This window comes from Acidimicrobiia bacterium (assembly GCA_040878325.1).
In the GTDB taxonomy this organism is placed as follows: domain Bacteria; phylum Actinomycetota; class Acidimicrobiia; order Spongiisociales; family UBA11373; genus JAUYIV01.
Window position 1 is genome coordinate 107,204 of record JBBDMM010000006.1, and the last position, 23,161, is coordinate 130,364.

A 23,161-nucleotide genomic window follows, 5' to 3' on the forward strand; every position below is an offset into this window, starting at 1 on the left:
CATGACCGTCGATGCGGCCGCCCTGCTCGAGCTAGAGCCTGACGAGCAGCGTTATCTCCTCGACATGCTGCAACGCGCCTACCAACCCACACACGGGGTACCTTCCGGGGCCGTCCCGCCCGGAGTTCTGTCAGATGAGCAACGCCAAATCTGGCTCGTCGAGCGGACCGTCGACGCTGGCAGCGCCTACAACATCAGCGTCGCAGTTCGCCTTAAAGGCAGCTTTGACGAGGACCGGCTTGCTCGCGCCGTGGCCAGCACAATCGACCACCACCCGGCGTTGACTACGGTATTTGCGGCGGCCACCGACGGGGAGCCGGTCGCCCGAGCGGGCACACGCGCCGAGCGCACCATCGTGGCTGTTGAGATCTCGGCATCGGACGAACAAGCGGCCCTGGGCGAGGCCACCGCGTTCGTCGCCCAGTCATTCGACCTAGCGGTCGGTCCCCTGATACGCGCCCGCGTCTGGCGCATATCGACCGACCACGGGCTGCTCGTCATCGCCGCCCACCACATTGTCTGCGACGGGGCCTCCTTTGAGGTGCTCCTGCACGATGTAGCGCGGCGCTACGAGGAACGGACCGAGTCCGCCTATCTCGACGGCAACTCCGGTCCGCGATCGGCCGACACCGCCGCCGTCGAGCGCATAGCGGCCGAACACGCGACCATCCCTCCGTTTCTTGACCTCCCGGGCGATGCCCAGCCCGGCGCCGATCGCACCTTCGAGGGCGGCGCTGTCCACCGCCGGTTCCCCGGCGACCTCGAACGCCGCCTCAGGCAGGTGGCAGAGGAGCTCGCCGTCACCCTGAGTTCCCTGGCCCTTGCCGGATTCGCGGCTCTCTTGTATCGGTACACCGGCCGGGAGCAGTTCGCCGTCGGTGTGCCGTTTTCAACTCGCCGAACTGCGGCCGACGCAGGGCGAGTTGGCCTTTACGTGAACTCGCTTCCAGTGCCGTTCGACTGCACTGTGGATATGTCATTCGCCGTGCTCGCGCGAACGGCCCACCGCAAGCTCGCAGAGCGCATCGCGCTAGCTCCTACCGTCCCTTTCGCAGCCCTGGTCGAGCGAGTTAACCCTCCCCGCCACCCCACCAGGAACCCGCTATTCCAGGTCGAGTTTGCCTTTCAGTCGCGGCTGGGGCTGCCGACCACCATGGGCGGTGCTTCCCTCGACCCGGTGCCGATTCCGAGCGGGGCATCGAAGTTCGACCTGTCGCTCGACGTGATTGAGACCTCCGACGGGCTCACGGCCTCCTTCGAATTCGCCACAAGCCTGTTCTCCGAGGACCGCATCGACCGGATGGTTGATCATTACCTGGGCCTGCTTCACCACTTCGCCGACGCGCCGGGCCAGACGCTGGGCACACCCCCCCTGCTCTCCGCTTCGGAGGCTGAATGGGCTGAGAAGGCAGGAGGGCTCACCGCGGCTGCCGCATACGATCGCCACGAGCCCCTCCTGGCGCGGCTTCGGCGCCATGTCCGAAGGACGCCGGACAGCGTCGCTGTGCTCGACGACCGCGAGTCAATAACCTTCGGCGATCTCATATGCCGCGCCGAGGCGGCGGCCAGCGCCCTCGCCCGGGCAGGCGTCAGACAAGGGCAACGAGTGGCGCTCTTCCTCCCCCGCTCGGCACAGGCCGTCGTCTTCGTGCTCGGAGCCTGGCTGCGCGGTGCTGCCTTCGTGCCCATTGACGCCGACACTCCGCCGCGTCGGGTCGAACATATCCTCGACCTCGCGCGGCCTGCGGCGATTGTGGTCGACGACGATACGGCGACCAGGATCGCGGCGCGCTCGGAGCCGCTCGTTCCGGTCAGCGGCTTGATGCTCGACTCGTACGGCAGCCCACCCTTTGGCAGCGTCGAATCCGGTGATGCTGCCTACTTGATATTCACTTCCGGCACGACCGGCGCGCCGAAAGGGGTCGAGGTGACTCACCGCGCCCTTGAGACCATGACTACCGCCTGGGCCTCAGAGTACGGGCTCGAAGCTCAACCAGCTCGTTACCTTCAGCTCGCCCGCATATCCTTCGACATCTTCGTTGGAGACCTTTGCAGGTCGTTCCTGTGCGGTGGGACGCTGGTGGTCTGCCCCGACGAGACCATCACCGACCCCGAACGGCTCCTCGCGCTGATCGAGTCAGCCCGAGTGGATACCGTTGAGTTCGTCCCCGCCCTACTCCGGTTCGTCCTGGACTACCTGGCTGCCAAGGGGCGGCGGCTACCTGCCCTGCAGCGCCTCGTGGTCGGCTCCGATATGTGGTCCGTGGACGACGCCCGGAGGATGCTGGAGGCTGTGCCGCCCGGCACACGCTGCTTTTGCTCGTACGGGACCACAGAGGCTGCTATCGATAGCACCTACTCCGAACTCGACGGCGACGCCCTTCCCCGCCACGGCCCAGTGCCGATTGGGCGCCCCTTCCCAGGTGTCGGCATCCGCGTCCTAGACGTTGCCGGGCACGACTGCCCGATCGGCATACCCGGCGAGTTGGTCATCGCAGGGCCAACGGTCAGCGACGGCTACCTTTTTGGGGCCGGGGCCAGGGATCGCCGATTCCACACGAGCGAGGTCGTGCCCGGGTTCTCTGAGGTGCGGACCGGGGACCGCGCCTACTGGCTCAAGAGCGGCGAGCTCGTCTGCCTTGGTCGTGATGACGACCTCATAAAGATTCAAGGCGCCCGCGTCGATCCGGTTGAGGTAGAGCGGGTCCTCCGGGCGGTGCGCTCAGTCGCCGATGCCGCGGCCGTTGCAATCGGGCTACCCGGAGACCAGGAGCTTGTCGCGGTGCTCGTGGCGGCGGACGGCGCCATGGACCCTGTCGCCGAGACCAAACGGGAGCTGTCCGAGACACTACCGAGGAGTGCTGTCCCCACCCGCTGGTTAGTGACCGAGAGGCTTCCCACAACCCCTAACGGGAAACTCGACCGGCCCGCCGTCCGTGCGCTCGCCGAGGCCGGGAACGAACCCGTCGGCACCGTAGCACCACGCACCGCACTAGAGCGCTCACTCCACGAGATTTGGAGCAGCGTGCTCCCAGGACGCTACTTCGGAGTGACCGAGAATTTCTTCGTCATCGGCGGGCGGTCGCTGCTGGCCGCACGGTGCGCGTGGCGTATCCGCGATACGCTGGGCCTTGACGCCTCGACGGCGGACATCTTCCACGCCCAAACGATCGAAGCCCTTGCCGAACGCCTCGTGCGGCCCGGCCGCGCCAAGGAGGTCGCGCTAGCTCGCCCGGTTCTGTCGCTCCCGGTCGAGATCGGCTTCTCGGGCTCGACGGTGCCCGTGAGGGAGCGGCGACGGGTGCTACTGACCGGCGCCACCGGCCTCGTTGGCTCGGCGATCGCCCGATCCCTGGGCGACGCCGGCATCGCGGTGACACACCTCGTTCGTGCCGACACGACGGAGGAAGCCGCCCGTCAACTCCGGGCCAGCGAGGCGGGCCGGCCGGGTCGGCTCGACATCGTGATCGGAGATCTGAGCCGACCACTTCTCGGCCTTGACTCGAACCGCTTCGGCGTACTCGCGGCGTCAGTCGACGGCGTGGTGAACGCCGCGGCGTGGGTCAGCTTCGTGCTCCCCTACGAGGAGCTGGCCCCGACTAACGTCGGGGGCGTAGTTGAGCTTCTCCGGCTCTGTGGCTCGGACCAGGGGCGGATCCTGCCTTTGGTCCAAGTGTCGACGGCGTCCGCGGCCCGAGCGGGCGACGCTGCACCGGCGGGGGGCTACAACGCCACGAAGTGGGACGCCGACTTCCTCATCAAGCAAGCCGCAGCCTTGGGCCTGCCGGCCACGATCATCCAGCCGGGCTTCGTGGTAGACCCCGGCCGGCCGCGCACCACGGATCTGCTCTGGGCCTTCCTCGCAACTTGCTGCCAGACTGGTATGGCCCCGCGGATGAACGGGCGTCTCAACCTCGTGCCAGCCGGGCGTCTCGGCGATATGGCAGCGGCCGCAATTGGCGGAACTCTAGGTTCCGGCGTTTGGGTGGCGGCACACCCGCACCCCGCACGGTGGAGCGACGTCTACCGCGCGCTCGCACGCGCCGGCTGGCCGCTCACCATCGTGGAGCCGGACACCTGGCGAGGCTCCGTGGAGGAGCCGGGCCTGCCCATCGAGCCGTTTCTCACCCTCCTTGATAAGGTTCCGATCGACGAGCTGCTCGAGGACGACGATCTGCACACACACCCGCTAGCCGCGCCGGCGGATGGCGTCTGGCAACCCGTCGTGGATTTGGTCGTTGATTCGGTGGCCGCCCTCCAGCCGATGGCGAGGGCTCCTGGGCAGCCGACGACGGCGACTAGGCCGCACACCGTGGTGGACGCGGTTGGTGCCCTGCTGGTCGACTTCGAGGAACGGAACCGGCCGGTCAACTCAATCGTGGTCCACGACCCTGTTCGGGTCATCGCCGAGGCCGCCGCGCTTGATCGCATCCCGCTGGAGGATCGAGCGAGCATGCCTCTATTTGGTGTACCGATCACGGTGAAGGAGTCGATCGACGTGGTTGGCTACCCGAGCACGGCTGGCGACCCGCATGTCTGCGGCGATGCGACCGCGACCGATGCACCCTCCGTGCTCCGACTCAAGGCAGCAGGCGCCGTCATAATCGGCAAGACGAACGTTGCATATCTTCTGGAGGACTGGCAGGCGCGCAACCCACGGTACGGAGTGACTAGCAATCCATATGACCACCGACACACCGCCGGGGGGAGTTCCGGCGGCGCGGCGGCGGTGGCCCTGAGGTTGAGCGCGGGCGACCTCGGGAGCGACCTCATCGGGTCGCTGCGCGTGCCTGGCGCATTCTGCGGCGTCTTCGCTCACCGGGCGACGGATGGTGCTTTGTCGCGGGCCGGCGAGGGGCGGATTGTCCCACGCGACCTTCCCGGTAGCGTCCTCGGGAGCCAGGGTTTCGCTGCGGCGTCTACATCGATACTTACCACGCTCCTAGAGGTCGCCGGCGCTGGGTCGATCCACAAGCCTGACCCCGTCAGTTGGCTCAGTTCACGCGACCGCCTCTCCGGCCTACGCTTGGCCGTGCTCCCGGAGCTTGCCTGGCTCCCACTAAGCGCAGCAACGCGCGCCGCGGTGGAGCTTGCTGCGGCCCGTGCGGCCGACCTAGGCGCCCGAGTGGTCGAGGCCGCGCCGCCCCGTTGGGGCGAGGAACACATTGCAGTCACCTGCTCGCTGCTCGGCGCCCTCACCCTCGCTCGTCGTCCAGCCGCGGAGCGGAACGCCATGGTTGAGGCGCTAGCGGCACGCCGTGCCCCGTTCGACGCCGATTGGAGGCGGGGCATTACCGCCTCCGTCATGGACTACTTCGTCTGGCTGTCGCTGCGGGAGATCATCCGCGAGGGCTACGCCGAGTTTTTCGCCGAGCACGACCTGCTCCTCGCGCCGATCACATTGGGCACTGCTTTCGGTCACATGGCCGACACATCGCTGTGGCCCACGGGAGAGGCGTCCCAGCCCACCCTCTCAATCAACGGCACAGCAGTCCCCTACGGATGGCAGCTCATATACCCTTCGATCGCCTCTCTTCCTGGGCTGCCCGCGACAGCTTTCCCTGTCATGATGGACAGCGGCCTTCCGGTCGGACTCCAGGTGATAGGCCCCGAGGGTGGCGACTTCGCGTCCATTGAGCTGGCAGGCCGTCTGTCCGACGCCGGTTCGCCTGCGGCGGCGGGCTGAGGCTGCGATGACCCACGGCGCCCCCGAACCCGGCACGTTGCGTCCCCCGATCGCGCAGGCTGGGTGGATTGTGGTGCGCGGCGCGGGCCAGCACAACCTCAAGTCGATCGACGTTACGATCCCGCGCGACGGCGTCACGGTGATTACAGGCGTGTCAGGGTGCGGAAAATCGTCGCTGGCCTTCGACACGATCTACGCCGAGGGGCATCGGCAGTATCTCGAAAGCTTGTCGCCCTACGCGCGCAGCTCCCTCTCCAAGCTCCCCAAGCCGGTGATCGAGTCGATCACCGGCCTCACGCCGACCATCGCTATCGAGCAACGCAAGCTCAGCCGAAACCCCCGCTCGAGTGTCGGCACCATCACGGAGGTATCAAATTACATGAGGCTGCTCTTCGCCAGGCTCGGTCGCCATGCATGCGCCGGATGCGGAGATGAGGTCTTCCCGCGAATCGCAGCGGAGCACGTCGATTGGCTCCGCAGCCATGGCGATCAGCATCCGCTGGTGGTCGCGCCGCTTGACAGCGACGAAGGCAGCCTGACGCTCGAACCGGGATGGGCAAGCCGGACGACGTCGAAGGTAGAGCGGCTGCTCACCGGCGCGCTGCATGCCGGGCGCGTGATGGTGGTGCGCGACAGCACCGGCGTCGTGAGGTACGTCGCCCCCGGCTGGATCTGTGCCACGTGTGGGACGGAATCCGTGGCTACATCGTCGGACTACTTCACCTCCAACTCGCCGCGGGGGATGTGCGAGGCGTGCGATGGACTCGGCTACACGGTCGCGGTCGACCAAAGGCTTTTGGTGCTTGACGACCGGGAGTCGGTCCGCTCCGGGGCGCTAGCGTTCTTCGGCGACAGGCGCCGTAGCAAGAAGACCTGGTGGCCGCTCCGGCGCATGCCAAGGCTGCTAGAACTTGCTGGCGCCAACCTCGACACCCCATGGCGCGAGATCCCCTCGAGCGTCAGGCGGTTGATCCTTACCGGCACCGCGGGGGCTGACCTGCCACCGCCTGTCGCGACCGACGTTACTCGCGAACCATTCACGGGCCTGACGTCGGAGATCGAGCGGCTTTATCGAGATGCCAACTCGGCGAAGCGTAGGGACGCATATGCATCCCTAATGGCAACTGCGACCTGCCCGGCGTGCGGCGGGGCGGGCCATGCCCGGGCCGCCCTCACGGTCCGCCTCGGCGGTCTCAACATCGCCCAGGTCAATTCACTCACCATTGATGAGTTGCAGAATTGGTTCACGGACGTGGAAACCGAGCTGGCTGGGTCGTTTCTCCATCAAATCGGCGCCGAACTGCTCGAGGAAGTCCGACTCCGGACGGAGTTCATGATCGACGTTGGTCTCGACTACCTCTCGCTCGATCGCAAGGCACCTTCGCTCTCGGTCGGCGAAGGTCAACGGCTAAGGCTTACTCGCCAGCTCGGGTGCGGCCTCGTAGGGATCACCTACATCCTCGACGAACCGTCGATCGGCCTCCATGCCCGTGACATGGGAAAGCTCATCGGGGTCCTGCGTCGGCTCCACACGGCAGGGAACACCGTTCTCGTGGTTGAGCACGACCGAGAGACGATCGAGGCGGCCGACTTCATCCTCGATCTCGGACCGGGCGCCGGTGTCCTCGGCGGCCGGCTGGTGGCGTCAGGCACCCGGGACCAGGTTGCCGCGACAGCCGACTCGCCCACCGGACAGTTCTTGCGCGGAACGCTCTCGGTCGAATCGGGGCGTTCGGGGAAGAGGAGGCCGCCGGATGCCTGGCTCACCGTCGAGGGTGCCAACCTTCATAACCTCGCCGACATCACCGTCCCGATCCCCATTGGGCGTCTCACCTGCGTCACCGGGGTCAGCGGCAGCGGCAAGACCTCGTTGACAAGTGGGTCGATCGGGCCGGCCGTCTCCGCTGCGATCCGCGACGGACAAGTGGGACCTGGGCCCTACCGAGGTATCACGGGCTGGGAGTCAATGACGCGAGTCGCGACCGTTACCCAACAGTCGATCGGCCGATCCGCCCGTTCGACCCCGGCGACATACATCGGAATATTCGACGAAGTACGAAAGACTTTCGCGAAGCTGCCCGAGGCCCGCGCCCGGCGCTACTCGACCGCTCAGTTCAGCTTCAACACCGACCGGGGAGGCCGATGCGGCCGCTGTCTCGGCACAGGGTCGATCTGGGTCCAGATGCACTTTCTCGCCGACGTCGCGGTCGACTGCCCGACTTGCGAAGGGCGGCGGTTCGCCCCCGAAACGCTCGAAATCCGTTACGGCGGCCTGAACATCGCCGATGTCCTCGACCTGGAGGTGGGCCAGGCCCTAGACCACTTTGCCGAACATACGCGAATCGTGGGGCCTTTGCAGGTCCTCGCCGACGTCGGCCTCGGCTACCTGCGCCTCGGTCAGGAAACGTCCACCCTCAGTGGCGGCGAGGCCCAGCGGCTGAAACTCGCCCGAGAGCTGACCCAGCCTGGCGAAGGGCGCACACTGTACCTGATCGACGAGCCGACCACAGGTCTCCACGCCTTCGACATCCAACTCCTCGTGGACGTCCTCGAGAGGCTCGTCGATCGGGGCGACACGGTCGTCGCCGTGGAACACGACATCGACTTCATCGCCACGGCGGACTGGATCGTTGACCTCGGACCCGGTGGCGGGCGCGCTGGCGGACAGCTCGTCGCGTCCGGGCCCCCGGCGGAGCTCGCCAATCATCCAGCCAGTGCGCTGGCGCCCTACCTGGCGAGGCGCCTTGCTGTCGCAGAGCGCTGACGTTCGCCCTTCCGTGCCCCGGCAGCGACCAAGGCCTCAACGCCAGCGAGTCCTTCAAGCAGTCGACGTCACCGAACCTTCGCGGCGCATAGAGAACCCCGCCGCCCCTCACACCAACAACTGACACGTCCCCCGCTTGAGGAACCGCCCATCCCCCTTGGTCCCGTGATACGCCCCGTCTGAGATCAGGACCTTGCCGCGGGACATCACCAGGGTGATGTCGCCTTGGACCTTCTTGCCTTCGTAGGCGTTGTAGTCGACGTCCATGTGGCTCGACTTCACCGACATGGTGTGCATGGCGTTGGGGTCGAAGATCACGATGTCGGCGTCGGTGCCGATGGCGATGGTTCCCTTCTGGGGGAACAGGCCGAACATCTTCGCCGGCGCCGTTGCGGTCACCTCGACGAAGCGGTTGAGGTTGAGCCGGCCTTCGCCGACCGCCCCGTGGTAGATCATCCGCATCCGGTCCTCCACTCCAGGGAGGCCGTTGGGGATCTTGGTGAAGTCGCCCTCGCCCAACCGCTTCTGGGTTCCCAAGCGGGGATGGTCGTTCATGCAGAACGGGCAGTGGTCGGTCGAGACCACCTGCAGGTCGTTGGTGGCGAGGTACTTCCACAGCGCATCCTGGTGGCCCTGCTCGCGGTCGCGCACCGGGGTCGAGCACACGTACTTGGCGCCGCCGAAACCGGGCTCGCGCAGGTTGTCCCAGTCCAGGAACAGGTACTGGGGGCAGGTTTCCCCGAACGCGTTCTGGCCCCGGTTGCGGGCCATCGCCACCTCGGCCACCGCCTGCTTCGCCGACATGTGCACCACATACACCGGGCATCCGGCCAACTCGGCGTAGGCGAGCACCCGGTGGGTAGCCTCGGCCTCGGTTACTGGGGGGCGGGTGATGGCGTGGTGGATCGGGTCGGTTTCCCCCCGCTGCAGCGCCTGCTCGCGCAGCACGTCGATGACCATGCCGTTCTCGGCGTGCATCATGATCGTCCCGCCGTTCTCGGCAGCCTTCTGCATCGCCCGGAACACCTTGCCGTCGTCCGAGTAGAGGACCCCCGGGTAGGCGGTGAACAGTTTGAAGGAGGTCACCCCCTCCCCCATGAGGATGTCCATCTCCTTCAGCGCCTGGTCGGTGACATCGCCGACGATCATGTGGAACCCGTAGTCGATGGCGCAGTTGCCCGCGGCCTTCTCCATCCACGCCTCGTAACCGTCCATCACCTGCTCGCCGACAACCTGGACGGCGAAGTCGATGATCGTGGTGGTGCCGCCCCAGGCGGCAGCGCGGGTACCCGACTCGAAGTCGTCGGAGGCGAGAGTGCCTCCGAAGGGCAACTCCATGTGGGTGTGAACATCAATCCCGCCGGGGAACAGGTACTTGCCTTTGGCGTCGATCTCCTTGTCGGCCTTCCACCCGTGGGACTTGGGAGCGGCGATGCCGACGATCTTCTCGCCGTCGATCAGGACGTCGGCGGACATGGTTTCGGTGGCGGTGATCACTGTTCCGTTGCGGATGAGGGTGGTGGGCATTGCGGGCTCCTCTTGTGGCGGTGTTTCTGCAATGCGCGATGCGCGATGCGCAACGCGTTTCAAGGTCTGCTTGGGAATCTACTCAGGACCATCGACCTGGGGAGTGGCGACGCCCGTTCAGCCAGGAAGCGGCTGATCCTCGAAGTAGAGCTAGGCGCGTTTCTAGGACTCCGTGGGAATCCACTCAATTGGGCCTGAGGCATTCGCGATGCGCGGCGCGTTTCTAGGTCTCTGTGGGTATCCACTCAATCGCGCCGGAGGCATCCGCGATGCGCGATGCGCGGCGCGTTCCAACGTCTGCTTGGTGATCGACCCGGTCGGTTTGACGGGGTTCCCTCGCTGCGCTGAACCTGATACATCGACTGGGTGCGCAACCTCTACAACAGCAAGGCACTCTCGAACGCCAAGCTTCTCGCGAAACAGGCGTACGCGTTCTGTCGTGGCATGCCCCGCGACGAACGGTTCGGGCTGACGAGCCAGATCCAGCGCGCCTCGATCTCGGTGCCAGCGAACATCGCCGAGGGGCTGGGTCGCGGCTCACCCGGCGACCTGGAGCGGCACCTGAGAATCGCATCAGGGTCGCTCGCCGAGGTCACCGTCCTATTGGAGCTCGCCGCGGATATCCATTCGTTGCCCAAGTCCGAAGCGCACGAGACGATCGACCACCTACGTCGCCAACTCATCATCCTGACCCGACAAGTTCACCAGGACCGCTCAGCCTGACGCAATGCGCGATGCGCAATGCGCGACGCGAGGGAACCAATCGGACACGGAGCGTTTGAGTCGTTGAACCGCTTTGACGCGCCGCGCATCGCGCATCGCGCATTGCGGAGCAAGCAACCGAACAGATTCGGACTAACGCGCCGCCTTGCGCATCGCACATCGCGGAGCCGGAGTCCTCACATCCCGGCGACCTCTTCGAACGCTCGCTCCATGATGGCGTAGCCCTCTTCGGCTTCGGCTTGGGTTAGGGAGAGGGGGGGTGCGAGGCGGAAGACGTTGCCGTAGAGGCCGCCTTTGCCGACCAGCAGGCCGTACTCGCGGGCCTTTTCCATCACTGCGTTGGTGGCTTCGGGGTTGGGTTCCTTGGTGCCGGGTTTGACCATCTCTACTCCCAGCATCAGGCCTTTGCCCCGCACCTCGCCGATGAAGTCGATGCGTTCGCCCAGGTCCTGCAGGGAGGACTTGAGTTGCTGGCCGACCTTCTGGGTGTTGGTCTGCAGGTCCTCGGAGATCAGGTATTCGAGGTTGGCGAGGGCGCCGGCCATTGCCAGGGGGTTGCCGCCGAAAGTGGAGATCGAATTGGCGTCGAGCGAGTCCATGATCTCCGCCCGGGTCACCAGGCCGCCGATCGCCAGGCCGTTGCCTAGGCCCTTGGCGAAGGTCATGATGTCGGGGGTAAACCCGTGGGCCTCGATGCCCCAGAAGTGGTCGCCGGTGCGGCCCCATCCGGTCTGAACCTCATCGGAGATGAAGAGGATTCCGTGGCGGTCGAGCACCTTCTTCATCTCCCCGAAGAAGCCGTCGGGAGGCGCCACGAACCCGCCCACGCCCTGGATGGGCTCGGCGATCATGCACGCCACATTGCCCACGCTGGCCACCTGCAGCATGTCCTCGAGGTCGGCGACGCAGGCCGCGATGTAGTCCTTGTCCGACAGGTGGCCGAACGGGCTGCGGTACTTGTAGCCGCCGTGGACGTAGATCACTTGGAAGGGCGACAGTGGGGTCCCCGACCACGAGCGGATGCCGGTGATCGCCACCGCGCTGAACGAACGCCCGTGATAGGAGTTGCGCATCGCCAGCACCTGATTGGAACCCCGGTAGGCGGTGGCCAGCATCAAGGCGGTGTCGTTCGCCTCGCTCCCCGAGTTGGCGAAGAACACCTTGGCGTTGGGGATCTTCGAGAGGCCGGCGATCTTCTCGGCCAGTTGGACCTGCTGCTCGATCAGGTAGAGGGTCGAGGTGTGGAGCATCTTCGCCGCCTGCTCCTGGATGGCCTTGACCACGCTGGGGGTCTTGTAGCCGGTCATGGTGGTGAGGATCCCGCCAAAGAAGTCAAGGTACTCCTTGCCCTCGGCATCGACCACCCTCCGCCCGTCGCCGTCGACGATCGAGATCGGGTGCTCGTAGTAGAGGGCGATCCACGCCGGGAGGACCGCCTTGTGCCGCTTCAGAAGATCGTCGTGCTTGCCCATGTGAGTCCTGTGATCGGGGGGCGTGAAGGCTAGCGATGGGGACTGTGGCGAGCGGTGCGTCTCAGGTGAGCATCTCGACAGATGCTCCGAGGGCCCGATAGACATCGACGGCTCGTCGATCGCGGCTGGCGAGGGAGAGTCCATGGACGACTGCTGCCTGGGCCACCAGGGCGTCGTACACCGCGCCCCCCGACACCCCGATCTCGGCTAGCCGTCCCGTCAATTCCCTGGCCGCCTCCGCGGGAAGGAACCTCGACCCTGGGAAATTGTCGCCGAGAATGTCGACGATCTCGCGTGGCCGCCGGCGGGCAGGAGGCGGCAGCCGGGTGAGCACCGAGAGGGTCTCGAACCAGGCGTGGCCGGCCAATCCGAGAACGCGCCCTTCGAGCGCCTCGATCGTGCTGTCATGGGCCTCATGGCCCCCGACTATCAACGCGACTGCAACGCTGGTGTCGACGAGTACCTCTGGTTCGGTCACCGCTGATCACCAAGGCGGAGCGAACGAACGTCGTCGTCGGTGATGGTGAGGCCGCCTTCGATAACTCGGCGTCCCCTCACTTCCGTGGTCCCCTCTCCGGCAACCGGCTCGATCCGGATCCCGGCGCCGTCGCGGCTAAGTTCGACGTCGCCGGGGACGAGTCCGACCGCATCCCGTAGCGGCTTGGGAATTACCAACCGACCAGCCTTGTCAATGGTTCCTCTCATACCATTATCATGCCACACAGGTAGGAGATCTACCACGGCTTCCACGCCACAGGGGCTGGGTTTCGATCTCAAGATTCAGCTCCCCGGGTTCCTTGGAACGCTCGAAAACCGTCCGAACCTGGCAGGCGGGCCTCCTCCGAGCACGCCCGAAAGACGCCGGTTTGGAGCTCGGTCCATCCAGTCGAGATCAGGACCTGAGCGCAGAACCCGCCCGTCTAACGGCTCCCGACAAGACGATCCCAGGCTCTCAGGCGGTGACTCAATCGCGATCCGCCGGCTTAGGACGTGCGCGGATAGGCTCGCCCCGGGATCAACTCTCGGCTTGCCGCAAGCCGAGAGTTGATGGGATCCGCGACCCATCCGCGCACGTCCTTAGGGGCTTTTGGCACTACGGCCCAATCATGTACCTCCCTAGTTTGTGAAGCGATTCACTAATGGTTCCGTCTGCCCAGCAGGGCGGCGGGTTCTCAGGAGGTACAGCAGCCGTGAAGAGTCGCAACATTGCCTGGGGCGTAGGAGCCCTCATCCTCGGCCTCGTGGTGGGGGTCGCCGGCGCCCGGCTCGGATTCAGTACCGCATCGGGCGGCAACCTGGCGGATATCGCCGCGGACCGGGGCCTCACCGGAGCCGAGGCCGAGGCTGCCCTGGCGACGTTCGTCGCACCGGGCGACCACGACGATTACTTAATGTTCGCCTCGGGCGGTCACAGCGGGCAGATGCATGTGATCGGGGTTCCATCGATGCGGCTGTTGAAGACGATCCCGGTATTCGCCCCTGACTCATGGTCCGGGTACGGCTTCGGCGCCGACTGGAGCATGGAAATCCTCGCCGGGGGCTCCGATCCCGACCAGAACGCACAGTTGACCTGGGGTGACACCCATCACCCGGCGCTCTCGGAGACCGATGGCGACTACGACGGGCGCTTCCTCTACATAAACGACCGGGCCAACGGGCGGATCGCGATGGTCGACCTACGCGACTTCAAGACGAAGCAGATTCTCGATGTCCCCAACATCCAGAGTTCGCACGGCGGAGTCTTTGCCACCCCGAACACGGAGTACGTGCACATCTCAGCCAAGACGCCCGCGCCGATGTTCGTCGAAGGCGGTTACGCACCCCTGGAGGAGTACGCAGAGCACTATCGCGGTGCGTCGTCGTTCCTGGCGGTCGACCCGGTGACCGGGCACTTCGACCTGGAACGCAGTTTCCAGATAGAGCTTCCGCCCTACAACCAGGACCTCGCCGACGCCGGCAAACTCGCCAGCTTCGGCTGGGCCTTCATCAACTCGTACAACACGGAGATGGCGACCGGCGGAAACACGGAGGGCAATCCCTCGATCGAGACCGGAGCGATCGCCAACGACTTCGACTACTTGCACATCATCAACTGGGAATTGGCCGAGCAGGTTGTCGCCGCCGGCAACTACGAGATGGTGAACGGGGTTCGGATGATCCGCCTCCAAACCGCCATCGACGAAGGGATCCTCTGGTTCGCCCCCGAGCCGCGGAATCCCCACGGCGTCGACGTCTCACCCGACGGCAATTACATCGTCGTGTCAGGCAAACTCGACCCGAACGCCACCGTGTACTCGATCGACCGCATCGAAGCGGCGATCGCTGCTGGTGACATCGAGGGATACGACCCGTTCGGGGTACCCGTCCTGCGCTTTGACGCGGTCGTCGAAGCACAGGTCGAGCTGGGGGGCGGTCCGCTGCACACCCAGTTCGACAATCGGGGCAACGCCTACACCAGCCTGTTCGTCGAAACCGCAGTTGCACGATGGACCCTCGGCCCCGAGGCCGGCGTGGACGAGGCAGACGCGTTCCGCCTCGTGGACAAGATCCCGGTCCACTACAACATCGGCCACCTCGTCACCGCTCATGGGGACACCGTGAATCCCCACGGCAAATACCTGGTGGCGCTCAACAAGTGGTCGATCGACCGGTTCACGCCCGTGGGCACTCTGCATCCGCAGAACTTCCAACTGATCGACATCGACAGCCCGGAGCTGCGGATCCTCAGAGACATGCCCATCGGGTTCGGCGAACCGCACTATGTGCAGATGATCGCGGTGGACCGACTCGCCGATGTCTGGACCGTCTACCCCGTTGGGACCGATCCGTTGACGATGGCGCCATCCGATGTAGCGATCGCGGCGGGCGAAGAGCGGGTCGAGCGCATCGGGGACACGCTGCACGTGTACATGACTGCGCGCCGCAGCACTTTCACCCCCGATGTAATTCGCGCCAAGCAAGGCGAAAAGGTCGTACTGCACATCACGAACATCGAGACGGCGGTGGACGCCACCCATGGCTTTGCGATCCCGGGCTACAACGTCCAGGCCAGTCTGGATCCGGGCGAGGTACTGACGGTGGAGATCGTCGCCGACCGCACCGGTTCATTCGCCTTCTACTGCACGGAGTTCTGCTCGGCCCTGCACCTCGAAATGCAGGGTTGGCTGTTGATCGAGCCCTGAACCACGAATGGTCCCGGGTGGCGCCACCGGCGCCACCCGGGACCCAACCCCTAGACAAGGAGAAATCGAAGATGCGACAAGAACTTCGGGGCCTCGCAGCCCTCACCGCAGCCACACTGTTACTGGCTGCGTGCGGCGGCAGCGACAGCGGGGCGGGGACCACTACCAGCCAGCCCGACTCCACCACCTCCGCCGGAATCGAAATCACCGTTACGGCCACCGAATTCAAGTTCGAGCCGGACCCACTGATGGTGCCTGCCGACACCGAGGTGACGATCACCCTCGTCAACAACGGTGTCGTCGAGCACGACATCACCATCGATGAACTCGACTTCCACATGCTCGCCAATCCGGGGGAGACCGTCAGTGAGACGATCACCATCCCCGCTGGCATCTACATGGTCTACTGCGCCGTCCCCGGTCATCACGAGGCCGGAATGATGGTCGAACTGATCGCGAGCGGCTAATGAATTCCGCTGGCGCCCTGGTCGACGGGTCCACCGTGGCGGGGGGCGGGGAGCAAGGCTCCATCTCCGGGCCCCCGCCACCCGTCGACCGGGCCCATTGGGCACTCGGGACCCTGGCTGCGCTTCTCGTGGTCGCCTCGGTGTTCCTTCCGATCTGGCGCTCCAACCTGGACGCTCCGCAGTACCCGAACGGACTCCACTTCCTCGCCTATGGCAACAGGGTCGAAGGGGATCTCGCCGAGATCGACAGCCTCAACCACTACGTCGGGATGCGGCCCTTCCGCACCGACGACCTGCCCGAGATGGCCCTGTGGCCCCTTGGAATCGCCGCCGCTCTCGCCGCGGTCGTGGTTGCCACCGTGGCCCGCCGGCGCCGGCTCCTGGCGCGCCTCGCCCGCCTCTACCTCTGGGTGCTGCCCATTTCGATCCTTGCCGTGATCCAGGTGCGCCTCTACCAGTTCGGGCACGATCTCGACCCGGCAGCGGCGTTCCGTATGGATGGGTTCACACCGCTGGTGATCGGCCGCACCAAGATATGGAACTTCACGGCGTTCTCGCGGCCCGGTTCGGCGATCCTGTGCATGCTCACCGCGGCTGCCGCGCTGTCGTTCGGGCCGCGCGTCGTGAGGAGGCGCAAAGGTCGAGGCACCCGCGCTTTTCCCACCCTGCTGGCGGTGATTCTCGCCGTCGGGGCGCTCGCCCCGACGGCGAGAGCGAACGACGACTGGATCGACCTCGAGTCACTCATCGCCGCCGTACCCGAAGGGGGCACCCTCATCCTCAGCGACCAAACGTATCGCGGCAACGTGACCATCGACCGGAGATTGACCATCGAGGGCGAGGGGATGCCCCTGGTGCAGGGCAACGGGTCCGGCACCGTGATAACGATCACCGCCACGGGCACCGTATTACGCGGTCTCCGGGTGGCCGGCAGCGGGCCCGGGCCGAGCGGCAGCCCTGCCGGCATCCGGGTCGAGGCCGACGACGTTCACATCGAAGGGGTGACGGTCGAGGATTCGTATGTCGGTATCGCCGTCCACGGCGCGGCACGCGTCCACCTCGTCGGCAACCATGTCATCGGTCGGAGCGGCGGGGTGGTGGGGGAAGACCACGCCCTCGGTGGCGATGAGACCCTCGGAGGAGGCCGTGGCGACGGGCTGTCGCTATGGGACGTCGACGGCGCGTTGATCCGGGGAAATGTCATCGAGCGGGTACGCGACGGCGTCTTCGTGTCGTTCGGATCTGGCGCCCTCATCGATGGGAACGAACTGCGCCATAACCGATACGGGGTGCACTCGATGTTCGCCGCCCACCTGACCCTGGTCGAGAATCTGATCGAAGGGAACCTCTCCGCCGCCGTACTGATGTACGGGGGGCCTGCGCTCGTGTTGCGCAACCGACTCACCGACAGCGGGTCGGCGTCGACCGGATTCGGGCTTCTGCTCAAGGACGTCGCCGATGTCCAGGTGGTCGAGAACGTGATCACCCGCAACCGGACCGGTCTCCACATCGACGGCCCGGCGGGCGGTGAAGAGCCGATCCGGATCACCGCCAATACCGTCATCCGCAACCAGATCGGCGTGGCGCTGTACCCCGCTTCAACCGCAGTGTTCCTCGCCAACTCGTTCGTCGGCAACGTGGTCCAGGTGCTTCAACAGGGCCGCGGCGCCTCGGACGGCGTCGCATGGCACGATCGGGGCCACGGCAACCACTGGGGTACCTACCGCGGATACGACAACGGCCGCGGGAAAGGAGCCACCCCGCATGTCGAGGGCAGCTCAGTGGAACGACTGCTCGTACGAGCACCGGTGCTGCTGCCGCTGGCCTCGAGCCCGGCCTTCCGCATGATCCGGGCGGTCGAAGAGCGGTGGGCCCTCCAGCGCCCGGTTTTGGTCGACCCGCTACCTCTCATCCGGCCGATCTCTCCCTCGCCGGATTCGCCACCGCCCGAGGCACGGGCCGGCTTGTTCCTCGGTGGTACCGGTGCGTCTGCCGCCCTGCTCGCCGCGATGGCGCTCATCTCGCTGGCGAAACGCCCCCGACTGACCAGGGCACGCCGATGAGCGCTTCCGGTCGGACCCCCAACGCCCTCACGGTCTGCAGTCTGAGCAAGGCCTACGGCCAACAGCCGGTGCTGACCGACATTGGGTTTACCGCGTCGGGGGGCACGATCTTCACGGTGACAGGCACCAACGGATCCGGCAAGAGCACACTGCTGCGCTGTATCGCCGGTCTGGCATCACACCGCGGCAGCGTCACTTTTCGGGGAGAACCGATCGCATCGATGCGCCAGCACGTCGGCTACCTGCCACAGAGCGTGGGGCTCCCCCCATGGGCAACCGTCGGTGAGGTGGTGGCCTTCTTCGCCCGGCTGCGGAGAGTGGACCCGGCCGACTCACCCCTTCCCGCGGGCTTCGTTCCCGACTCCGATCGCCCGATCAAAGTGCTCTCGGGAGGGCAACGCCAAAGAGTTGCACTCGCCGTGGCCCTTCTCGGGGAGCCGTCGCTCGTTCTCCTCGACGAGCCGTTCGCCAATCTCGACGACCAGGGGCGCGCCGTTCTCACCGTCGTGCTCCGTGCCGCCGCAGACGATGGGCGAACTGTCGTGATAGCCACCCCGACCGAGTCCGACCTGGGAGGACTCGACCAAACCGTGATCAAGATCGTCGGAGGACGGATCGCGGGGGCGAAGCCAGATCACCCAACCGGATGTGACTTCAACGGCAAGGCCCCGGCGGCGGCGGCGAGTCAGGTGAGCCGATGACGTCGCGCATGCTCGACATCCGTGCGATTGCATCATGGGAGATGCGAGGCGCCGCACGCACCCGCTGGGTGCTCGGCGCCGCCGTGCTCCACGGTGCCGGAGCAATCGCCCTGACTCTGGTCGGGCTGCGATCCCTGCGGGACCTGGGCCTGAGCGGAGTGGGGGCGGCGATCGATGGACTGGTGGCGCTTGGTCTCCTCCTCCCACCGCTGATCGGCCTTCTCCTCGGGGCGGCGTCGATGGCAGGTGGACGCGAGCAGGGAACCCTCACCCTCGTCGCCGCGCAGCCGATTCGCCGATCGAGCATCCCGGTCGGGATCATCGCCGGGCTCACCACGACGGTCTCGGTCGCCGTCCTGGTCGGACTCGGCGTCGCGGCCGTGCTCATCGCCCCGGTGGTCACCGGAGCCGACCTCGCCGGCTTCGGAGTCGCCACCATGGCCACTCTCGCCGCCGCCACCGTCGGCGTGACGGTCGGCGTCCTCATCTCGGCGCTCTCGACGAGCCGGAGCCAGGCTACGGCTATCGCCGCAGCCGTCTGGTTCGCTGCGGCACTTGGCATCGATCTACTGCTCGCCGCGGTAGGGCCAGGACTCCGCCTGGGTCCCGTCGGGTTCCTGTGGGCGGTGCTACTGAATCCCCTCGAGGCGATTCGGATCCTCGCTCTACTGGCAACCGACTCGAGTTCCCTCGGACCATTCGGCGTCTACATGTTCGACCGGTTCGGCACCGCCGGGACCGCGGCCATAATCGGCGGTGCCCTGGCGCTCTGGATCACCGTCCCCGCGCTTATCGCGGGATGGGTGTTCAAGCGCCGTGATGTGTGAGGGGGTCTACGAGCAATGCAACTGAAGCTCGGAAAGCGAGCCGACTACGCGATCCGAGCCGTCCTCAGTCTGGCGCGCCATGTCGAGGCAAACTCGCTCACCAAGTCGCGTGATATCGCAGCGGAGATGGACATCCCGGCCAAGTACCTGCCGCAAGTGCTGGCGACCCTGGTGCGCGCCGGGTTGGTGAACTCGGTGCCTGGACCCGACGGTGGCTATCGGCTCACAAAGGCACCCGAGGAGGTGACCCTCCTGGACGTGATCGAGGGAGTCGAGGGACCCCTCCGGTCGGCTGAGTGCATCCTGCGCGGCGGGCCGTGTCACTGGGAGACGGCGTGTGCGTTGCACGAACCCTGGGCAAAAGCCAAGGAGGCCATGCTCACCAACCTCGCCTCGACCAACTTCGGCGACCTTGCCGCCGCCGACTCGACGCTCGCAACCCGGTACCGCAGTAGCTGAGCGAACGCCATCCGCCTCCCGCCTCCCGCCTCCCGCAAGAAACGAGCTGACCGCCCCCCACCGGCCGGTCGCGTTCTCGCCAATCGCCCATCGCGGGAGGGCGGCGCAGCCGACCGACCTATCGCGGGAGGCTGGCGTCAGCCAGCCGACCTATCGCGGGAGGGCGGCGCAGCCGACCGACCTATCGCGGGAGGCTGGCGTCAGCCAGCCGACCTATCGCGGGAGGGCGGCGCAGCCCACCGACCTATCGCGGGAGGCTGGCGTCAGCCAGCCGACCTATCGCGGGAGGCCGGCGTCAGCCAGCCGACTCACGCCTCCACCAGCGGCCCGTAGGCGTCGGGGCGACGGTCCCGATAGAAAGCCCACTGTTGGCGAACTTCTTCGATCTTGTCCATGTCGAGGTCGCGGACGATCACTTCGTCGTCGGTGTCGGAGGCGGGGTCGCCGACCTTCTGGCCGCGGGGGTCGACGAAGTATGAAGATCCGTAGAACTCGTTGTCGCCCAGCGGCTCTTTGCCCACCCGGTTGATGGCACCGATGTAGTACTCGTTGGCCACCGCCGCCGCCGGCTGCTCCAGGTTCCACAGGTACATCGACAGGCCGCGGCTGGTCGCAGACGGGTTGAACACGATCTTGGCCCCCGCCAGGCCCAGTGCCCGCCATCCCTCGGGGAAGTGGCGGTCGTAACAGATGTAGACCCCGATCCGACCCACTGCGGTGTCGAAGATCGGGTAGCCCATGTTCCCGGGGCGGAAGTAGTACTTCTCCCAGAAGCCCTTCACATGGGGGATGTGGGTCTTGCGGTACTTGCCGAGGTAGCTGCCGTCGGCGTCGATCACCGCGGCGGTGTTGTAGTAGAAGCCCTCCTGCTCGACCTCGAACATTGGCACCACCAACACCATCCCGGTCTCCTTGGCGAGGTCCTGCATCGCCCTCGTCGTGGGGCCGTCGGGGATCGGTTCGGTGTACGAGAAGTACTCGTCGTCCTGCACCTGGCAGAAGTACGGCCCGTAGAAAAGCTCCTGGAAGCAGAGGACCTGGGCGCCGTCCTTCGCAGCCTTACGGGCCAATTCAATGTGCTTCTTCAGCATCGAATCCTTGTCGCCGGTCCATGCGGCCTGGATCAGGCCCGCTCGCACGATGTTGGCCACGCGGTCTCCTTGGAGGGGAGGGGAAGGATACGCGAACCTCGCTGTGATAATTGCGTCGACATGCGCATCGCCCTTGTCGCACCGAGCATCCCGGAAACCCCGGCCGACCTCGCATCGCATCGGCTGGCTGCTACCGGGGCGGCGCTGACCGCGGCCGGTGCCCACCCCGAACTCGTGCTCTACGACGACGATCACGCCGGCGAGGTGCGAGATCACCTAATGGGGATCGACGGCGCCCTGGTGTGGGTGAACCCCGAGGAACAAGGCCATGATCGGTCGCGCCTCAACGAAGTCCTTCGGGAGGTTGCCTCCTCCGGCGTGATGGTCAGTGCCCATCCCGACGCGATCGACGCGATCGGAACCAAGGAGGTGGTGTTCCACACCCGGCATCTCGGATGGGGCACCGACACCCGACTCTACGAATCGTGGGAAGCGATGAGCGAGCTGTTCCCCGATGCCGTCCGGACCGGCCCGCGGGTAGTGAAGCGGGAACGGGGCAACGGGGGCAACGGTGTCTGGAAGGTCGAACTCCTCCACGCCGCCGCGGTTCTGGTTCGCCACGCCGCCCGGGGCAGCACGCCACAGTCGATGGCCCTGGACCAATTCGTCGGCGACTGCGCCCCGTACTTCGAGAACGGGGCCTCGATGATCGATCAGGCCTACCAGCCTCTGCTCAGCGAAGGGATGATTCGCTGCTACCTGGTCGGTGATCGGGTGGCGGGATTCGGCGAGCAAGCGGTGAACGCGTTGCACCCGCCCCCTCCGGGAGCCCCCGCGGAGGAGGCCCCGCAGCCGGGTCCCCGGCTCTACTACCCGCCGGATCGGGACGACCTACAGCACCTGCGGGAGAGAATGGAGTCCGAGTGGGTGCCGCTGCTCTGCCAGGCGCGGGGGATGGAATCCTCGGATCTGCCCGTGATCTGGGACGCCGACTTCCTCCACGGACCACCCGATGAGGAGGGGACGCCGGGATACGTTCTCTGCGAGATCAATGTCAGCTCGGTGTATCCATTCCCCGACTCTGCACTCGGGCCATTGGCCGCGGAGACGATCGCCCGGGTCGCGGGGCACCGCTGACTGCGTCCCGGTGGCCTAGACCCTCTTTCGCAGCTCGACCTCGCCGCCGTGGACCTCGCCAGTCGGCTCGTAGCCGCGGGAGCGGTAGAAGTCGCCGGGTGAGCCCCGCCCCTCGCCGAAGCTGAGCACCAGGTATGCGCCACCCAGACCCCCCGCCTCTTCTTCCAGCAGGCTCATCGCGCGCGTGGCGACACCCCGCCGCTGATGGAGGCGGTCGATGAGCAGGCGCCACAAATAAGGGTCGCGGCCCTCGACCAGTGCCAGCATGCTGAAGCCCACGATTTCGCCGTCGGCTTCGATCGCGCGCAGCCAGGGATGAATCGACACGCCGTCGCGGGTCCCGGGTCGCAGCGCCTGCGCCAACGACCGGGCCATCGGGGCGACGAAGGCCTCCTGGCTCCTGTGGGTGCGCAGCCCCGACACCACGGCAAGGTTCTCCGCGGTGATCTCGACCAGCCGCACCTCGCCCGGTGGGGTCCGGCGACGGCTCCGCCACGCCTCCCAGTCCGCGCGCAGCATCCCGTAGATCCAATCGTCGGAGCCCTCGCCGTCGAGCCAGAACGACATCAGGGTGTGGCCTTCGAACAACATGCCAATCCGTTCGAGCACCATCGCCGAGGGACGGTTGTCGGGGTGAAGCATGCCGAACACCCGGTCCACCCCTACCGACTCGAACAGGTAGTCGACCAATGCCTCCGCAGCCTCGAGCGCATATCCCTGCTGCCAGTAGGCGGAGCCCAGCGTGTAACCGATCTCGGCCGTGTGGCCCTCGTTCTCGATATGGACCGCCAGGTCACCCACCACCTCTCCGGAGTCGGCCAGTTCGATGGTGGCCATCCACCAGTCGTCCACCTGGGGGCCGTCAACCGCGGCGCAGTCCCGGGCGATCTGGTCGGCCTTCTGGCGGGGGAATGGGGTGATCCAATCCTGGTACCTGGCCACCTCGGGATCGTTGCGTCGCTCCCACAGGCCGAAGCCGTCGTCGGGACGCATGGAGCGGATGACCAGGCGAGCGGTATTGATGGGAGAGAACACGGCGGGGGACGGTACACCAAGTGAACG

At 66.2% G+C, this 23,161-nt stretch carries 16 protein-coding genes; 10 read left to right on the forward strand and 6 right to left on the reverse strand.

The annotated features are described in order from the left end of the window. Position 1: 1 nt before the first annotated feature. Both WD184_03120 and uvrA read left to right on the forward strand, forming a co-directional pair. The gene (locus WD184_03120) at positions 2 to 5,686 is read left to right on the forward strand and encodes an AMP-binding protein (GenBank protein MEX0825738.1); all 5,685 of its coding nucleotides are present in this window, start codon (positions 2 to 4) and stop codon (positions 5,684 to 5,686) included. A gap of 7 nt (positions 5,687 to 5,693) precedes the next feature. After that, on the forward strand, positions 5,694 to 8,450 hold the full coding sequence (gene uvrA, locus WD184_03125) for an excinuclease ABC subunit UvrA (GenBank protein MEX0825739.1): 2,757 nt from the start codon (positions 5,694 to 5,696) through the stop codon (positions 8,448 to 8,450). A 108-nt stretch (positions 8,451 to 8,558) separates the two neighbouring features. Here uvrA and hydA read toward each other — a convergent pair whose 3' ends face one another. Next, positions 8,559 to 9,977: a dihydropyrimidinase gene (gene hydA / locus WD184_03130; protein MEX0825740.1), complete on the reverse strand. Its 1,419-nt coding sequence runs from the start codon at positions 9,975 to 9,977 to the stop codon at positions 8,559 to 8,561. 366 nt (positions 9,978 to 10,343) lie between these two features. Between hydA and WD184_03135 the strand changes: the two genes are divergently transcribed. Further along, positions 10,344 to 10,700, forward strand: coding sequence for a four helix bundle protein (locus WD184_03135; protein ID MEX0825741.1), 357 nt, complete (start codon positions 10,344 to 10,346; stop codon positions 10,698 to 10,700). Between the two features lie 176 nt (positions 10,701 to 10,876). Here WD184_03135 and WD184_03140 read toward each other — a convergent pair whose 3' ends face one another. The 3 genes from WD184_03140 to WD184_03150 all read right to left on the reverse strand — a co-directional run bounded on the left by WD184_03140 (position 10,877) and on the right by WD184_03150 (position 12,877). Beyond that, complete coding sequence (locus WD184_03140; protein MEX0825742.1) at positions 10,877 to 12,172, reverse strand: aspartate aminotransferase family protein; 1,296 nt, start codon at positions 12,170 to 12,172, stop codon at positions 10,877 to 10,879. A gap of 61 nt (positions 12,173 to 12,233) precedes the next feature. Continuing rightward, positions 12,234 to 12,650: a PIN domain-containing protein gene (locus WD184_03145; GenBank protein ID MEX0825743.1), complete on the reverse strand. Its 417-nt coding sequence runs from the start codon at positions 12,648 to 12,650 to the stop codon at positions 12,234 to 12,236. Beyond that, positions 12,647 to 12,877 carry an AbrB/MazE/SpoVT family DNA-binding domain-containing protein gene (locus tag WD184_03150; protein ID MEX0825744.1) on the reverse strand — a complete coding sequence of 77 codons (231 nt, stop codon included), beginning with the start codon at positions 12,875 to 12,877 and terminating at the stop codon, positions 12,647 to 12,649. Before WD184_03150 ends, WD184_03145 begins: the two co-directional genes overlap by 4 nt. A 485-nt stretch (positions 12,878 to 13,362) precedes the next feature. Here WD184_03150 and nosZ point away from each other — a divergent pair, with 485 nt between their 5' ends. From nosZ to WD184_03180, 6 genes are all read left to right on the forward strand, one after another. Then, positions 13,363 to 15,354, forward strand: coding sequence for a Sec-dependent nitrous-oxide reductase (nosZ, locus tag WD184_03155; protein MEX0825745.1), 1,992 nt, complete (start codon positions 13,363 to 13,365; stop codon positions 15,352 to 15,354). A gap of 71 nt (positions 15,355 to 15,425) precedes the next feature. Further along, positions 15,426 to 15,821 carry a cupredoxin domain-containing protein gene (locus tag WD184_03160; protein MEX0825746.1) on the forward strand — a complete coding sequence of 132 codons (396 nt, stop codon included), beginning with the start codon at positions 15,426 to 15,428 and terminating at the stop codon, positions 15,819 to 15,821. Next, complete coding sequence (locus WD184_03165; protein MEX0825747.1) at positions 15,821 to 17,884, forward strand: NosD domain-containing protein; 2,064 nt, start codon at positions 15,821 to 15,823, stop codon at positions 17,882 to 17,884. Before WD184_03160 ends, WD184_03165 begins: the two co-directional genes overlap by 1 nt. Then, positions 17,881 to 18,585, forward strand: a complete 705-nt coding sequence (locus WD184_03170; GenBank protein ID MEX0825748.1) for an ABC transporter ATP-binding protein — start codon at positions 17,881 to 17,883, stop codon at positions 18,583 to 18,585. The genes WD184_03165 and WD184_03170 overlap by 4 nt, the downstream gene beginning before the upstream one ends. Further along, complete coding sequence (locus WD184_03175; GenBank protein ID MEX0825749.1) at positions 18,582 to 19,412, forward strand: ABC transporter permease subunit; 831 nt, start codon at positions 18,582 to 18,584, stop codon at positions 19,410 to 19,412. The genes WD184_03170 and WD184_03175 overlap by 4 nt, the downstream gene beginning before the upstream one ends. Positions 19,413 to 19,427: 15 nt before the next feature. Next, positions 19,428 to 19,871 carry an Rrf2 family transcriptional regulator gene (locus WD184_03180; protein ID MEX0825750.1) on the forward strand — a complete coding sequence of 148 codons (444 nt, stop codon included), beginning with the start codon at positions 19,428 to 19,430 and terminating at the stop codon, positions 19,869 to 19,871. Positions 19,872 to 20,179: 308 nt separating this feature from the next. Here the strand turns inward: WD184_03180 and WD184_03185 are convergent, their stop codons facing one another. Continuing rightward, entirely contained in the window at positions 20,180 to 21,022 is an 843-nt protein-coding gene (locus WD184_03185; GenBank protein MEX0825751.1) for a nitrilase-related carbon-nitrogen hydrolase, read from the reverse strand. A gap of 60 nt (positions 21,023 to 21,082) precedes the next feature. On the opposite strand from WD184_03185, the gene WD184_03190 reads away from it, so the two are divergent. After that, complete coding sequence (locus tag WD184_03190) at positions 21,083 to 22,099, forward strand: Cj0069 family protein (protein ID MEX0825752.1); 1,017 nt, start codon at positions 21,083 to 21,085, stop codon at positions 22,097 to 22,099. A gap of 15 nt (positions 22,100 to 22,114) precedes the next feature. On the opposite strand, the gene WD184_03195 is transcribed toward WD184_03190, so the two are convergent. Then, entirely contained in the window at positions 22,115 to 23,134 is a 1,020-nt protein-coding gene (locus WD184_03195) for a GNAT family N-acetyltransferase (protein ID MEX0825753.1), read from the reverse strand. Positions 23,135 to 23,161 lie beyond the last annotated feature (27 nt).